This window comes from Escherichia sp. KTE52, assembly GCF_000408325.1.
In the GTDB taxonomy this organism is placed as follows: Bacteria; Pseudomonadota; Gammaproteobacteria; order Enterobacterales; family Enterobacteriaceae; genus Escherichia; species Escherichia marmotae.
In genome coordinates, this window is the sequence record NZ_KE138680.1 from 696,781 (window position 1) to 710,501 (window position 13,721).

Genomic DNA, 13,721 nt, shown 5'->3' on the forward strand with positions numbered 1-13,721 from the left:
TTTCCTCCGATTAGGCTACGTAGCAGATAATTTCGCCACCAAGACCAGCCTGGCGCGCTGCACGATCAGTCATAACACCTTTAGAGGTAGAAACAACTGCGATACCCAGACCCGCCATAACTTTCGGCAGCTCATCTTTACGTTTATAGATGCGCAGACCTGGGCGGCTGACACGCTGAATGCTTTCTACAACAGCTTTGCCCTGGAAATACTTAAGAGTCAGTTCCAGTTCAGGCTTGGTGTCGCCTTCAACTTTAAAATCTTCAATAAAACCTTCTTCCTTCAGCACGTTGGCGATTGCCACTTTCAGCTTGGAGGAAGGCATGGTGACCGCAGCTTTGTTCGCGGCCTGACCGTTACGGATACGGGTCAGCATATCCGCGATCGGATCTTGCATGCTCATCTGTCTTTACTCCCGTGATTCAATTGGTGACAATTACCAGCTAGCCTTTTTCAGACCCGGGATTTCACCGCGCATAGCGGCTTCACGGACCTTAATACGGCTCAACCCGAACTTCCGCAGGAAACCATGCGGACGACCTGTTTGACGGCAGCGGTTACGCTGACGAGACGGGCTGGAATCACGCGGCAGAGTCTGCAGCTTGAGAACAGCATTCCAACGATCTTCGTCGGAAGCGTTCACATCAGAGATGATCGCTTTCAGTTCAGCGCGTTTCGCGAAGTATTTATCAGCTAAAGCTACGCGTTTTACTTCGCGTGCTTTCATTGATTGCTTAGCCATTTAGTAACCCTACCTTACTTGCGGAACGGGAAGTCAAAGGCAGCCAGCAGAGCACGGCCTTCTTCGTCAGATTTCGCAGTAGTGGTAATGGTAATATCCAAACCACGAACGCGGTCGACTTTATCGTAGTCGATTTCTGGGAAGATGATCTGCTCACGGACACCCATGCTGTAGTTACCACGACCGTCGAAAGACTTAGCGGACAAGCCACGGAAGTCACGGATACGCGGTACAGCAATAGTGATCAGGCGCTCAAAGAACTCCCACATGCGTTCGCCACGCAGAGTTACTTTACAGCCGATCGGATAGCCCTGACGGATTTTGAAGCCTGCAACAGATTTGCGTGCTTTGGTGATCAGCGGTTTTTGACCGGAGATTGCTGCCAGGTCTGCTGCTGCGTTATCCAGCAGTTTTTTGTCAGCGATCGCTTCACCAACACCCATGTTCAGGGTGATCTTCTCGACCCGAGGGACTTGCATGACAGAATTGTAGTTAAACTCAGTCATGAGTTTTTTAACTACTTCGTCTTTGTAGTAATCATGCAGTTTCGCCATCGTACTACTCCAAATTACTTGATAGTTTCGCTGTTAGACTTGAAGAAACGGACTTTTTTACCGTCTTCGAATCTAAAGCCTACACGGTCAGCCTTGCCGGTTGCCGCATTGAAGATTGCTACGTTGGAAACCTGAATAGCGGCTTCTTTCTCAACGATGCCACCCGGTTGGTTCAGAGCCGGAACTGGCTTCTGGTGTTTCTTAACCAGGTTGATACCTTCAACAATGACCTTGCCGGAAGACAGGACATTCTTAACTTTACCGCGCTTACCTTTATCTTTACCGGTTAACACGATAACTTCGTCATCACGACGGATCTTCGCTGCCATGATTCGCTCCTTAGAGTACTTCTGGTGCCAGAGAGATAATTTTCATGAACTTCTCACTACGAAGCTCACGAGTTACCGGCCCAAAAATACGCGTACCGATAGGCTGCTCGCTGTTGTTGTTCAGAAGAACACAAGCATTACCATCGAAGCGAATGACAGAACCGTCCGGGCGACGAACACCCTTCTTGGTGCGCACCACTACCGCCTTCAGCACATCACCTTTTTTGACCTTACCACGCGGAATTGCTTCTTTGATGGTGATCTTGATGATGTCGCCTACGCCTGCGTAGCGACGGTGCGAGCCACCCAGAACCTTGATACACATTACGCGACGTGCACCGGAGTTGTCGGCGACGTTCAGCATAGTCTGTTCTTGGATCATTTTAGTGCTCCGCTAATGTCAACTACTACTGAGACCCGAAAATCAGGCCGTTAAAAAGCCCCATATCGAGGGCGCGGCATTATAACACCGCTTCAACGATAAGGGTAGAAAAAATAAACGGCTCATCGCTGAGCCGTTTATTCGTATCGAGAAAGTGTACTGTATTACAGAACCGCTTTCTCTACAACGCGAACCAGCGTCCAGGATTTGGTCTTGGACAGCGGACGGCATTCGCGGATTTCAACCACGTCACCGATACCGCATTCGTTGTTCTCGTCATGTACGTGCAGTTTGGTCGTACGCTTGATGAATTTACCGTAGATCGGGTGTTTCACAAAACGTTCGATAGCAACAACAATGGATTTCTCCATTTTGTCGCTAACAACGCGACCTTGCAGAGTACGGATTTTATCGGTCATTACGCACCCGCCTTCTCAGTCAGTAAAGTCTTAACGCGTGCGACATCGCGACGCACTTGCTTCAACAGGTGAGACTGTTGCAGCTGGCCACTTGCAGCCTGCATACGCAGGTTGAACTGCTCACGCAGCAGGTTCAGCAGCTCGGTGTTCAGCTCTTCAACGCTCTTCTCACGCAGCTCTTTTGCTTTCATTACATCACCGTCTTAGTTACAAAGGTGGTTTTAATCGGCAGTTTCGCTGCTGCCAGCTTGAATGCTTCACGGGCCAGCTCTTCCGGAACACCGTCCATTTCATACAGGACTTTACCCGGCTGAATCAAGGCAACCCAATACTCCACGTTACCTTTACCTTTACCCATACGCACTGCCAGCGGCTTTTCAGTGATCGGTTTGTCCGGGAACACACGGATCCAGATCTTACCTTGACGCTTAACTGCACGGGTCATAGCACGACGTGCTGCTTCGATCTGACGTGCAGTCAGACGACCACGGCCAACAGCTTTCAGACCGAAGCTGCCGAAGCTAACATCCGTACCCTGCGCCAGACCGCGGTTACGGCCTTTGTGCATTTTACGGAATTTTGTACGCTTTGGTTGTAACATCAGCGACGCTCCTTATTTACGGCCTTTACGCTGCTGCTTTTTAGGCTGAGCAGCCGGTTTTTCCGGTTGTTCAACAGCAGCCATACCACCCAGGATCTCGCCTTTGAAGATCCACACTTTAACGCCGATTACACCGTAAGTGGTGTGCGCTTCGGAGGTGTTGTAGTCGATGTCAGCACGCAGAGTGTGCAGCGGTACGCGACCTTCGCGGTACCATTCGGTACGTGCGATTTCCGCGCCGCCCAGACGGCCGCTAACTTCAACTTTGATACCTTTAGCGCCCAGACGCATTGCGTTCTGTACAGCACGCTTCATAGCACGACGGAACATAACGCGACGTTCCAGCTGAGAAGTGATGCTGTCAGCAACCAGTTTTGCGTCCAGTTCAGGCTTACGAACTTCGGCGATGTTGATCTGTGCAGGAACGCCAGCGATGTCCGCTACGACCTTACGCAGTTTTTCTACGTCTTCACCTTTCTTACCGATAACGATACCCGGGCGAGCAGTGTGAATGGTTACACGGATGCTCTTAGCCGGACGCTCGATAACGATACGAGATACGGACGCTTTAGCCAGTTCCTTAGTCAGGTACTGACGTACTTTAAAATCGCTGTCCAGGTTGTCAGCGAATTCTTTGGTGTTCGCAAACCAGGTAGAGTTCCATGGTTTTACAATACCCAGGCGAATACCATTAGGATGTACTTTCTGACCCATTGCTAGTCTCCAGAGTCTCAGCGATCGGACACAACCACAGTGATGTGGCTGGTGCGCTTCAGGATGCGATCTGCACGACCTTTTGCACGCGGCATAATGCGCTTCATGCTCGGGCCTTCGTCTACGAAAATTTTCGTAACTTTCAGATCGTCAATGTCAGCGCCATCGTTGTGTTCAGCGTTAGCAATGGCAGATTCCAGAACTTTCTTGACCAGTACAGCCGCTTTCTTGTTGGTGTAGGTCAGAATATCCAGAGCCTGCGACACTTTCTTACCGCGAATCAGGTCAGCAACAAGGCGAACCTTCTGAGCAGAAGAACGAGCATGGCGATGTTTAGCGATAGTTTCCATCTCTTCCTCCTACCTTATTTCTTTTTCGCTTTTTTATCAGCAGCATGGCCGCGATAAGTACGAGTCGGTGCGAATTCACCCAGTTTGTGACCAACCATTTCGTCGGTTACAAATACCGGAACGTGCTGACGACCATTATGGACAGCGATGGTCAAACCGATCATGTTAGGAAAGATCGTTGAACGACGGGACCAAGTGCGCAGGGGCTTCTTGTCTCCGCTTTCCACCGCTTTCTCTACCTTCTTCAGCAAGTGCAGGTCAATAAAAGGACCTTTCTTGAGAGAACGTGGCATGGCTTATCCTCTAAAATTATTTGCTACGGCGACGTACGATAAATTTATCAGTACGCTTGTTGCTGCGGGTCTTCTTACCTTTGGTCTGAACGCCCCACGGAGTTACCGGGTGCTTACCAAAGTTACGACCTTCACCACCACCATGTGGGTGGTCTACCGGGTTCATCGCAGTACCGCGAACGGTAGGACGAACACCACGCCAGCGTGCAGCACCTGCTTTACCCAGAACGCGCAGCATATGCTCAGCATTGCCAACTTCGCCCAGAGTAGCGCGGCAGTCTGCTTCTACTTTACGCATTTCACCAGAACGCAGACGCAGGGTGACATAAGCACCGTCGCGAGCAACGATCTGAACGTAAGTACCAGCGGAACGTGCCAGCTGACCGCCTTTACCTGGTTTCATTTCTACGTTGTGAACAGTAGAACCAACCGGGATGTTGCGCATCGGCAGAGTGTTGCCTGGTTTGATTGCAGCATCAACGCCAGACTGAATCTGGTCGCCAGCTTTCAGGCCTTTAGGGGCCAGGATGTAACGGCGCTCACCGTCTTTGTACAGAACCAGCGCGATGTTCGCGGAACGGTTCGGATCGTACTCAAGACGTTCAACAACTGCCGGAATACCGTCTTTGTTGCGTTTGAAGTCAACAATACGGTAAGCCTGCTTGTGGCCACCACCGATATGACGAGTGGTGATACGGCCATTGTTGTTACGACCACCGGATTTGCTGTTTTTTTCCAGCAACGGAGCAAAAGGTTTGCCCTTGTGCAGCTCAGGGTTAACCACTTTAACAACGTGGCGACGACCCGGAGATGTCGGTTTACATTTAACAACTGCCATTGTATTACTCCTCCGACTTACTCAGCGCCGCCAACGAAGTCCAGGTTCTGGCCTTCTTTCAGGGTGACGTAAGCTTTTTTCCAGTCGCTACGACGACCGATACGCTGTCCGTGACGTTTAACTTTCCCTTTAACAACCAGGGTGTTAACGACTTCGACTTCGACTTCAAACAGTTTCTGCACAGCAGCTTTGATTTCTGCTTTGGTCGCGTCTTTAGCAACTTTGAGCACGATGGTGTTAGATTTTTCCATCGCAGTAGACGCTTTTTCAGAAACGTGCGGTGCACGCAGCACCTTCAGCAGACGTTCTTCACGAATCATGCCAGCATCTCCTCAACTTGCTTAACAGCATCAGCAGTCATTACGACTTTGTCGAAGGCGATCAGGCTAACCGGGTCGATACCAGTTGCATCGCGTACGTCAACCTTGTGCAGGTTGCGCGCAGCCAGGAACAGGTTCTCGTCCAGCTCACCGGTGATGATCAGCACATCTTCCAGAGCCATGTCTTTCAGTTTCTGTGCCAGCAGCTTAGTTTTCGGTGCTTCTACAGAGAACTTCTCGACAACGATCAGACGATCCTGACGTACCAGTTCGGACAGGATGCTTTTCAGCGCGCCGCGGTACATCTTCTTGTTAACTTTTTGACTGTGGTCCTGCGGACGAGCAGCGAAGGTCACGCCACCAGAACGCCAAATCGGGCTCTTGATAGAACCAGAACGCGCACGGCCGGTGCCTTTCTGGCGCCACGGTTTTTTACCGGAACCAGTTACTTCAGCACGAGTCTTCTGAGCACGAGTACCCTGACGAGCACCGGCTGCATAAGCAACAACAACCTGGTGAACCAGCGCTTCGTTGAAATCACGACCGAAGGTAGTTTCGGAAACAGTCAGCGCGCTCTGCGCGTCTTTCAATACTAATTCCATTGCTATCTCCTTACGCCTTCACAGCTGGTTTAACGATCAGGTCGCTACCGGTTGCACCCGGGACAGCACCTTTCACCAGCAGCAGGTTGCGCTCAGCGTCAACGCGTACTACGTCAAGGCTCTGAACGGTTACACGTTCGTTACCCATCTGACCTGCCATTTTCTTGCCTTTGAACACTTTGCCCGGAGTCTGGTTCTGACCGATAGAACCCGGTACGCGGTGAGACAAGGAGTTACCGTGAGTAGCATCCTGGGTACGGAAGTTCCAGCGCTTAACGGTACCTGCGAAACCTTTACCTTTAGAGGTGCCAGTTACGTCAACTTTTTTAACGTCAGCAAACAGTTCAACGCTAATGCTCTGACCTACAGTGAACTCTTCGCCTTCAGCCAGGCGGAATTCCCACAGACCACGGCCAGCTTCTACGCCAGCTTTAGCAAAGTGGCCAGCTTCAGGCTTGGTCACACGGTTAGCTTTTTTAGCACCGGTGGTTACCTGAATAGCACGGTAGCCATCGTTAGCCAGGTCTTTAACCTGAGTAACGCGGTTTGCTTCAACTTCGATTACGGTTACTGGGATAGAAACGCCGTCTTCTGTGAAGATACGGGTCATACCCACTTTTTTACCGACTAAACCAATCATTGTTTCAACCTCTCAATCGCTCAATGACCTGATTAACCCAGGCTGATCTGCACGTCTACACCGGCAGCCAGATCCAGACGCATCAGAGCATCAACGGTTTTCTCGGTTGGCTCAACGATGTCAACCAGACGCAAGTGAGTACGGATTTCGTACTGATCACGCGCGTCTTTGTTGACGTGCGGAGAGATCAGAACAGTGAAGCGCTCTTTGCGTGTCGGCAGCGGGATCGGACCACGGACCTGCGCACCAGTGCGCTTGGCAGTCTCGACGATTTCCGCGGTTGCTTGATCGATCAGACGATGATCAAACGCTTTCAGGCGGATACGGATTCTTTGGTTCTGCATGAGACCAGAGCTCCAATTATTTTATAAACGAAAATGATTACTCCTCAGACCCATTACGATTGATGGGAGAGTGTAACCGTTCTTACGTAGCTCCCCGATTGGGAGCATTGTTAGGTAGCCAAAATCAGCTAACTGAGGTTCAGATTGAACCTGCTGTCAACTACGACAAGCCCGCGCATTATACGTAAATCTGAGCCTGACGCAAGCATCGCGTAGAAATTAATCGTAGTGAGCATATTGCGAACTACATTCCACCAAATATGTAAGGTTGTGAAGAGAGAATTTTTCGCCGGAACCAGGTTAACAAAGTCGGCAATTCTTTGTTGCTGATTATCTGGACTTATTCGAAGGTGATACTCCATTTACAGAGGATGCTTTATGGATGCCACCTTTCCTTTTCTGATTTTATACATTTGTTTATCGTCCCTGCTTTTTTTCTATGATGCAAAACATGGCTTGCTGCCTGACAGGTTTACCTGCCCATTACTCTGGTCCGGGCTTCTTTTTTATCAAATTTGTCACCCTGGCGGTTTAGCCGATGCGTTATGGGGAGCCATTATCGGTTACGGTGCATTCGCCATTATCTACTGGGGTTATCGCATACTGCGCCATAAAGAAGGATTAGGCTATGGCGATGTGAAGTTTCTCGCAGCCCTCGGAGCCTGGCATACATGGGCATTTCTGCCACGGCTGGTTTTTCTTGCTGCGTCATTCGCCTGCGGAGCTGTTGTTATTGGTGTGCTCATGAGGGGAAAAGCATCATTAAAAAACCCGCTGCCTTTCGGACCATTTCTGGCGGCTGCGGGTTTCGTTGTAGGCTGGGATAGTCTGCTGACGGGCAGTTAATCATTAACTTTAATTTGTGATTGCAGGTAATTCTGTAGGCCTATTTTATCAATGAGATCAAGTTCAGTTTCTAGCCAGTCAATATGGCCTTCTTCATCAGCAAGAATTTCGATCATCATATCGCGGCTGACATAGTCACGGACATTGTCGGCGTAGGCGATGGCCTCACGAAGATCCTTTGCCCCTTCCAACTCTAAACGCAGGTCGGACTGCAGCATCTCTTCGACATCTTCACCTATTCCCAGCTTACCCAGATCCTGTAAATTGGGGATTCCTTCTAAGAATAAAATACGCTCGATATATTTATCAGCGTGTTTCATCTCATCGATGGATTCATGGTATTCGACGTCATTAAGGCGCATCAGGCCCCAGTTTTTAAACATCCGGGCATGAAGAAAATACTGATTGATTGCGACAAGCTCATTTCCCAATAGTTTATTGAGATAATTTATGATTTTAACATCACCTTTCATTTTATAGTCCCTCCGCTTCCACTATTAGAGCGTAGATGGGGCTAGCGGGATGTCAAAAAATAAGCGCGGGCTTCAGGCAATCTCTTTAAATTCGGGCATCTGCATCAACTCATCCTGCATCACTTCGCGTGCGGCGCGAATGCACTTACCACATTGATTTCCCACAGGAATAAACTTACGTAATTGTTGAAAAGACTGAGGATGAAATTGACGTACCGCCTGACGAATTTTTTTGTCACTTACACCATTACACAAACAAACGTACATGATTACTCCCGTTCAAATTCTGCGCAAAGTGTAAATGAGAATAGTTATGATTACAATAGCACAATTTTATTTGCACCACGGTACAGCGAGCAAGAATTACGACTAAATATTTCCAGAATAAATTACGGGCAGCAAAAAGGGCGCCGAAGCGCCCTTTTCAATTCAAAACTAATTAACGAGTAATTAGCTCAGAACTTTAGCTACAACGCCCGCACCAACGGTACGGCCGCCTTCACGGATTGCGAAACGCAGACCGTCGTCCATCGCGATCGGGTGGATCAGGGTAACAACCATTTTGATGTTGTCGCCCGGCATTACCATCTCTACGCCTTCCGGCAGTTCGATAGTACCAGTCACGTCAGTAGTACGGAAGTAGAACTGCGGACGGTAGCCTTTGAAGAACGGAGTATGACGGCCGCCTTCATCTTTGGACAGAATGTACACTTCAGATTCGAACTTGGTGTGCGGCTTGATGGTGCCCGGCTTAGCCAGTACCTGACCACGTTCGATTTCTTCACGTTTGATACCACGCAGCAGAACACCTACGTTCTCACCAGCACGGCCTTCGTCCAGCAGTTTGCGGAACATTTCAACGCCAGTACAGGTAGACTTCTGAGTTTCTTTGATACCAACGATTTCAACTTCTTCGCCAACTTTGATGATACCGCGTTCCACACGACCGGTAACAACAGTACCACGACCGGAGATGGAGAATACGTCTTCGATCGGCAGCAGGAACGGCTTGTCAATCGCACGCTCTGGTTCCGGAATGTAAGAATCCAGGAAGCCAGCCAGTTCCAGGATTTTCGCTTCCCACTCTGCGTCGCCTTCCAGCGCTTTCAGTGCAGAACCACGAACGATCGGAGTGTCGTCGCCCGGGAAGTCGTACTGAGACAGAAGTTCACGAACTTCCATTTCAACCAGTTCCAGCAGCTCTTCGTCATCAACCATGTCGCATTTGTTCAGGAACACGATGATGTACGGAACGCCTACCTGACGACCCAGCAGGATGTGCTCACGGGTCTGCGGCATCGGGCCGTCAGTCGCAGCAACAACCAGGATCGCGCCGTCCATCTGAGCAGCACCAGTGATCATGTTTTTAACATAGTCGGCGTGCCCCGGGCAGTCTACGTGTGCGTAGTGACGGGTCGGGGTGTCGTATTCAACGTGAGAAGTGTTGATGGTGATACCACGAGCTTTTTCTTCCGGCGCGTTATCGATCTGGTCGAATGCACGAGCAGCACCGCCGTAGGTTTTAGCCAGTACGGTGGTGATTGCAGCGGTCAGAGTAGTTTTACCGTGGTCAACGTGGCCGATAGTACCAACGTTAACGTGCGGTTTTGTACGTTCAAATTTTTCTTTAGACACGGCTATATTCCTTACTATAGTGCTCTCCCCTTCAGGAGAGAGCACGGGACTTTGGTATTAACCCTGAGGCTTATTTACCACGGGCTTCAATTACGGCCTGAGCAACGTTACTCGGCGCTTCATCATACTTCAGGAATTCCATAGTGTATGATGCGCGACCTTTGGTCAGAGAGCGCAGCTGAGTTGCATATCCGAACATTTCAGACAGCGGTACTTCAGCGTGGATCTTAACGCCAGTAACTTCAGATTCCTGACCTTTGAGCATACCACGACGACGGCTCAAGTCACCGATAACGTCACCGGTGTTCTCTTCAGGAGTTTCTACTTCAACCTTCATGATCGGCTCAAGCAGAACTGGTTTCGCTTTCTTAAAGCCTTCTTTAAAGGCGATAGAAGCAGCCAGTTTAAACGCCAGTTCAGAGGAGTCAACGTCATGGTAAGAACCGAAGTGCAGACGAATACCCATGTCTACTACCGGGTAGCCTGCCAGCGGGCCAGCTTTCAGTTGTTCCTGGATACCTTTATCAACGGCCGGGATGTATTCGCCAGGGATTACACCACCTTTAATGTCGTTGATGAACTCGTAGCCTTTCGGGTTTGAACCCGGCTCCAGCGGGTACATGTCGATAACAACATGACCATACTGACCACGACCACCAGACTGTTTCGCGTGTTTACCTTCAACATCGGTAACTTTCTGGCGGATAGTTTCACGGTAAGCAACCTGCGGTTTACCTACGTTCGCTTCAACGTTGAATTCACGCTTCATACGGTCAACGATGATGTCGAGGTGCAGCTCACCCATACCCGCGATGATGGTCTGGTTAGATTCTTCGTCAGTCCATACACGGAAAGACGGGTCTTCTTTAGCCAGACGGCCCAGAGCCAGACCCATTTTTTCCTGGTCAGCTTTGGTTTTCGGTTCTACTGCGATGGAGATTACCGGCTCAGGGAATTCCATACGTTCCAGAATGATCGGCGCATCCGGGTCACACAGGGTGTCACCAGTGGTTACGTCTTTCAGACCGATTGCAGCAGCGATGTCGCCCGCGCGAACTTCTTTGATCTCTTCACGTTTGTTAGCATGCATCTGAACGATACGGCCGAAACGCTCACGTGCAGCTTTCACGGAGTTCAGTACGGTATCACCAGAGTTAACCACACCGGAGTACACACGGAAGAAGGTCAGGTTACCAACAAACGGGTCGGTAGCAATTTTGAACGCCAGTGCAGAGAACGGCTCGTCATCACTTGCGTGACGTTCAGCCGGAGTGTCTTTACCGTCGTCCAGGATACCGTTGATCGCAGGTACGTCAACCGGGGATGGCAGGTAATCAATTACCGCATCCAGCATCGCCTGAACACCTTTGTTCTTGAACGCAGAACCACAGGTTACCAGGATGATTTCGTTGTTCAGAACGCGCTGACGCAGAGCACCTTTGATTTCTGCTTCAGTCAGTTCTTCACCACCCAGGTATTTTTCCATCAGCTCTTCAGAAGCTTCAGCCGCGGATTCGATCAGGTTCTGGTGCCATTCGTTAGCCAGTTCAACCATGTCTGCCGGGATATCTTCGTATTCGAAGGTTACGCCCTGGTCAGCATCGTTCCAGTTGATAGCTTTCATTTTCACCAGGTCAACAACACCGGTGAAATGTTCTTCAGCACCAATCGCCAACTGCAGCGGAACCGGGTTCGCGCCCAGACGGGTTTTGATCTGGTTAACAACTTTCAGGAAGTTCGCACCCATGCGGTCCATTTTGTTAACGAACGCAATGCGCGGAACTTTATATTTGTTTGCCTGACGCCATACGGTTTCAGACTGCGGCTGAACACCACCAACTGCGCAGTAAACCATTACCGCACCATCGAGAACACGCATGGAACGTTCTACTTCGATTGTGAAGTCAACGTGCCCCGGGGTGTCGATGATGTTGATGCGATGCGGCTCATACTGCTTAGCCATACCAGACCAGAATGCAGTAGTCGCAGCGGAAGTGATGGTAATACCACGTTCCTGCTCCTGCTCCATCCAGTCCATGGTTGCAGCGCCGTCATGAACTTCACCGATTTTATGGTTTACACCGGTGTAGAACAGAATACGTTCGGTAGTAGTGGTTTTACCGGCGTCGATGTGCGCACTGATACCGATGTTACGGTAGCGTGCGATGGGTGTTGTACGAGCCATTTGTTTCCTCGTTTATCTTTTAGGCGTTCAATTTAAGTAGCCCAAAGCGGGCTGCTTACTGGAAGCGCCCGCCTGGTGACTAAAACTCCGAAGGGATTACCAACGGTAGTGTGCGAACGCCTTGTTGGCTTCGGCCATACGGTGAACGTCTTCACGTTTCTTAACTGCAGTGCCTTTGTTTTCTGCAGCATCGGAAAGTTCGTTCGCCAGGCGCAGAGCCATGGATTTATCACCGCGTTTACGAGCAGCTTCAACGATCCAACGCATTGCCAGAGCATTACGACGAACCGGACGGACTTCAACTGGGACCTGATAAGTAGAACCACCAACGCGGCGAGACTTAACTTCGACAGTCGGGCGCACGTTTTCGAGAGCTACTTCGAATGCTTCCAGTTCAGATTTACCAGAACGCTGAGCCAGGGTCTCCAGCGCGCTGTATACGATAGATTCAGCAGTAGATTTTTTACCATCTACCATCAGGATATTTACAAATTTAGCCAGCAGTTCTGATCCGAACTTCGGATCTGGCAGAATTTTACGCTGACCAATGACGCGACGACGTGGCATGGAAATACTCCGTTGTTAATTCAGGATTGTCCAAAACTCTACGAGTTTAGTTTGACATTAATTTAAAACGTTTGGCCTTACTTAACGGAGAACCATTAAGCCTTAGGACGCTTCACGCCATACTTGGAACGAGCCTGCTTACGGTCTTTAACGCCGGAGCAGTCAAGCGCACCACGTACGGTGTGGTAACGAACACCCGGGAGGTCTTTAACACGACCGCCACGGATCAGGATCACGGAGTGTTCCTGCAAGTTGTGACCTTCACCACCGATGTAGGAAGTCACTTCGAAACCGTTAGTCAGACGAACACGGCATACTTTACGCAGTGCGGAGTTCGGTTTTTTAGGAGTGGTAGTATATACACGAGTACATACGCCACGTTTTTGCGGGCATGCTTCCAGCGCAGGCACGTTGCTTTTCGCAACTTTGCGAGCACGTGGTTTGCGTACCAGCTGGTTAACTGTTGCCATTAAATAGCTCCTGGTTTTAGCTTTTGCTTCGTAAACACGTAATAAAACGTCCTCACACAATATGAGGACGCCGAATTTTAGGGCGGTGTCGAAAAGGTGTCAAGAAATATACAACGATCCCGCCGTCACCAGGCCATCTGACTGGTGTGCTTAACCGTAAGTCTGACGAAATCAGTATAGTCAATTCGGATGATATCGTTCGAAATTTGACCACTCAAACCGCGAGCAATGAGGTCTTCGTTCAGGGCATAGACCTTAATGGGGGCATTACGTAGACTTTCAAGGTAGCGGTTACCGTCAACTGCGGCAGTTACGCCATCCTGCAATAACAGCAGTTCGTCGCCCTCACCGAGCAGACGCAGCAGTGCAGAAAAATCCGTCAACCAGGGGGAGCGATGTAATGTGTGCAGCATGGAC

At 49.9% G+C, this 13,721-nt stretch carries 24 protein-coding genes; 1 reads left to right on the forward strand and 23 read right to left on the reverse strand.

The features are described 5' to 3' along the window. Nucleotides 1-10 precede the first annotated feature (10 nt). The 16 genes from rpsH to rpsJ form a co-directional block, all read right to left on the reverse strand. Nucleotides 11-403 carry a 30S ribosomal protein S8 gene (gene rpsH, locus A1SC_RS08285; protein WP_000062611.1) on the reverse strand — a complete coding sequence of 131 codons (393 nt, stop codon included), beginning with the start codon at nucleotides 401-403 and terminating at the stop codon, nucleotides 11-13. Nucleotides 404-436: 33 nt separating this feature from the next. Continuing rightward, on the reverse strand, nucleotides 437-742 hold the full coding sequence (rpsN, locus tag A1SC_RS08280) for a 30S ribosomal protein S14 (RefSeq protein ID WP_001118930.1): 306 nt from the start codon (nucleotides 740-742) through the stop codon (nucleotides 437-439). 14 nt (nucleotides 743-756) lie between these two features. Then, nucleotides 757-1,296, reverse strand: a complete 540-nt coding sequence (gene rplE / locus A1SC_RS08275; protein WP_001096200.1) for a 50S ribosomal protein L5 — start codon at nucleotides 1,294-1,296, stop codon at nucleotides 757-759. Between the two features lie 14 nt (nucleotides 1,297-1,310). Further along, the gene (rplX, locus tag A1SC_RS08270; protein WP_000729185.1) at nucleotides 1,311-1,625 is read right to left on the reverse strand and encodes a 50S ribosomal protein L24; all 315 of its coding nucleotides are present in this window, start codon (nucleotides 1,623-1,625) and stop codon (nucleotides 1,311-1,313) included. A gap of 10 nt (nucleotides 1,626-1,635) precedes the next feature. Beyond that, a complete protein-coding gene (rplN, locus tag A1SC_RS08265; protein WP_000613955.1) occupies nucleotides 1,636-2,007 on the reverse strand; it encodes a 50S ribosomal protein L14 in 372 nt (123 codons plus the stop codon). A 164-nt stretch (nucleotides 2,008-2,171) separates the two neighbouring features. After that, on the reverse strand, nucleotides 2,172-2,426 hold the full coding sequence (gene rpsQ, locus A1SC_RS08260) for a 30S ribosomal protein S17 (protein WP_000130100.1): 255 nt from the start codon (nucleotides 2,424-2,426) through the stop codon (nucleotides 2,172-2,174). Beyond that, entirely contained in the window at nucleotides 2,426-2,617 is a 192-nt protein-coding gene (gene rpmC, locus A1SC_RS08255; RefSeq protein WP_000644742.1) for a 50S ribosomal protein L29, read from the reverse strand. Before rpmC ends, rpsQ begins: the two co-directional genes overlap by 1 nt. Next, a complete protein-coding gene (gene rplP, locus A1SC_RS08250) occupies nucleotides 2,617-3,027 on the reverse strand; it encodes a 50S ribosomal protein L16 (RefSeq protein WP_000941212.1) in 411 nt (136 codons plus the stop codon). Before rplP ends, rpmC begins: the two co-directional genes overlap by 1 nt. 12 nt (nucleotides 3,028-3,039) lie before the next feature. After that, nucleotides 3,040-3,741 carry a 30S ribosomal protein S3 gene (gene rpsC, locus A1SC_RS08245; RefSeq protein WP_000529945.1) on the reverse strand — a complete coding sequence of 234 codons (702 nt, stop codon included), beginning with the start codon at nucleotides 3,739-3,741 and terminating at the stop codon, nucleotides 3,040-3,042. 17 nt (nucleotides 3,742-3,758) lie between these two features. Beyond that, entirely contained in the window at nucleotides 3,759-4,091 is a 333-nt protein-coding gene (gene rplV, locus A1SC_RS08240; protein ID WP_000447529.1) for a 50S ribosomal protein L22, read from the reverse strand. 14 nt (nucleotides 4,092-4,105) lie between these two features. Beyond that, the gene (gene rpsS, locus A1SC_RS08235) at nucleotides 4,106-4,384 is read right to left on the reverse strand and encodes a 30S ribosomal protein S19 (protein ID WP_001138117.1); all 279 of its coding nucleotides are present in this window, start codon (nucleotides 4,382-4,384) and stop codon (nucleotides 4,106-4,108) included. A 16-nt stretch (nucleotides 4,385-4,400) separates the two neighbouring features. After that, nucleotides 4,401-5,222, reverse strand: coding sequence for a 50S ribosomal protein L2 (rplB, locus tag A1SC_RS08230; protein WP_000301864.1), 822 nt, complete (start codon nucleotides 5,220-5,222; stop codon nucleotides 4,401-4,403). A 17-nt stretch (nucleotides 5,223-5,239) separates the two neighbouring features. Beyond that, the gene (rplW, locus tag A1SC_RS08225; protein WP_000617544.1) at nucleotides 5,240-5,542 is read right to left on the reverse strand and encodes a 50S ribosomal protein L23; all 303 of its coding nucleotides are present in this window, start codon (nucleotides 5,540-5,542) and stop codon (nucleotides 5,240-5,242) included. Then, a complete protein-coding gene (gene rplD, locus A1SC_RS08220) occupies nucleotides 5,539-6,144 on the reverse strand; it encodes a 50S ribosomal protein L4 (RefSeq protein ID WP_000424395.1) in 606 nt (201 codons plus the stop codon). The genes rplW and rplD overlap by 4 nt, the downstream gene beginning before the upstream one ends. 10 nt (nucleotides 6,145-6,154) lie before the next feature. Continuing rightward, nucleotides 6,155-6,784 carry a 50S ribosomal protein L3 gene (gene rplC, locus A1SC_RS08215; protein WP_000579833.1) on the reverse strand — a complete coding sequence of 210 codons (630 nt, stop codon included), beginning with the start codon at nucleotides 6,782-6,784 and terminating at the stop codon, nucleotides 6,155-6,157. A 32-nt stretch (nucleotides 6,785-6,816) separates the two neighbouring features. Beyond that, nucleotides 6,817-7,128: a 30S ribosomal protein S10 gene (gene rpsJ, locus A1SC_RS08210; RefSeq protein WP_001181004.1), complete on the reverse strand. Its 312-nt coding sequence runs from the start codon at nucleotides 7,126-7,128 to the stop codon at nucleotides 6,817-6,819. A 378-nt stretch (nucleotides 7,129-7,506) separates the two neighbouring features. Between rpsJ and A1SC_RS08205 the strand changes: the two genes are divergently transcribed. Then, nucleotides 7,507-7,974 (forward strand): prepilin peptidase, encoded by a 468-nt coding sequence (locus A1SC_RS08205; RefSeq protein ID WP_000340140.1) that lies wholly within the window; start codon nucleotides 7,507-7,509, stop codon nucleotides 7,972-7,974. Here the strand turns inward: A1SC_RS08205 and bfr are convergent. The 7 genes from bfr to tusB all read right to left on the reverse strand — a co-directional run bounded on the left by bfr (nucleotide 7,971) and on the right by tusB (nucleotide 13,717). Further along, the gene (gene bfr / locus A1SC_RS08200; RefSeq protein ID WP_000675514.1) at nucleotides 7,971-8,447 is read right to left on the reverse strand and encodes a bacterioferritin; all 477 of its coding nucleotides are present in this window, start codon (nucleotides 8,445-8,447) and stop codon (nucleotides 7,971-7,973) included. The genes A1SC_RS08205 and bfr overlap by 4 nt on opposite strands. 72 nt (nucleotides 8,448-8,519) lie before the next feature. Further along, nucleotides 8,520-8,714 carry a bacterioferritin-associated ferredoxin gene (bfd, locus tag A1SC_RS08195; protein WP_000289090.1) on the reverse strand — a complete coding sequence of 65 codons (195 nt, stop codon included), beginning with the start codon at nucleotides 8,712-8,714 and terminating at the stop codon, nucleotides 8,520-8,522. Nucleotides 8,715-8,897: 183 nt separating this feature from the next. Next, nucleotides 8,898-10,082 (reverse strand): elongation factor Tu, encoded by a 1,185-nt coding sequence (gene tuf / locus A1SC_RS08190; protein WP_000031784.1) that lies wholly within the window; start codon nucleotides 10,080-10,082, stop codon nucleotides 8,898-8,900. A gap of 70 nt (nucleotides 10,083-10,152) precedes the next feature. Further along, the gene (gene fusA / locus A1SC_RS08185) at nucleotides 10,153-12,267 is read right to left on the reverse strand and encodes an elongation factor G (RefSeq protein WP_000124700.1); all 2,115 of its coding nucleotides are present in this window, start codon (nucleotides 12,265-12,267) and stop codon (nucleotides 10,153-10,155) included. Between the two features lie 96 nt (nucleotides 12,268-12,363). After that, nucleotides 12,364-12,834, reverse strand: a complete 471-nt coding sequence (gene rpsG, locus A1SC_RS08180) for a 30S ribosomal protein S7 (RefSeq protein WP_001138043.1) — start codon at nucleotides 12,832-12,834, stop codon at nucleotides 12,364-12,366. Between the two features lie 95 nt (nucleotides 12,835-12,929). Then, nucleotides 12,930-13,304, reverse strand: a complete 375-nt coding sequence (gene rpsL / locus A1SC_RS08175) for a 30S ribosomal protein S12 (protein WP_000246815.1) — start codon at nucleotides 13,302-13,304, stop codon at nucleotides 12,930-12,932. A 125-nt stretch (nucleotides 13,305-13,429) separates the two neighbouring features. Then, entirely contained in the window at nucleotides 13,430-13,717 is a 288-nt protein-coding gene (tusB, locus tag A1SC_RS08170; RefSeq protein WP_000903393.1) for a sulfurtransferase complex subunit TusB, read from the reverse strand. Nucleotides 13,718-13,721: the final 4 nt, after the last annotated feature.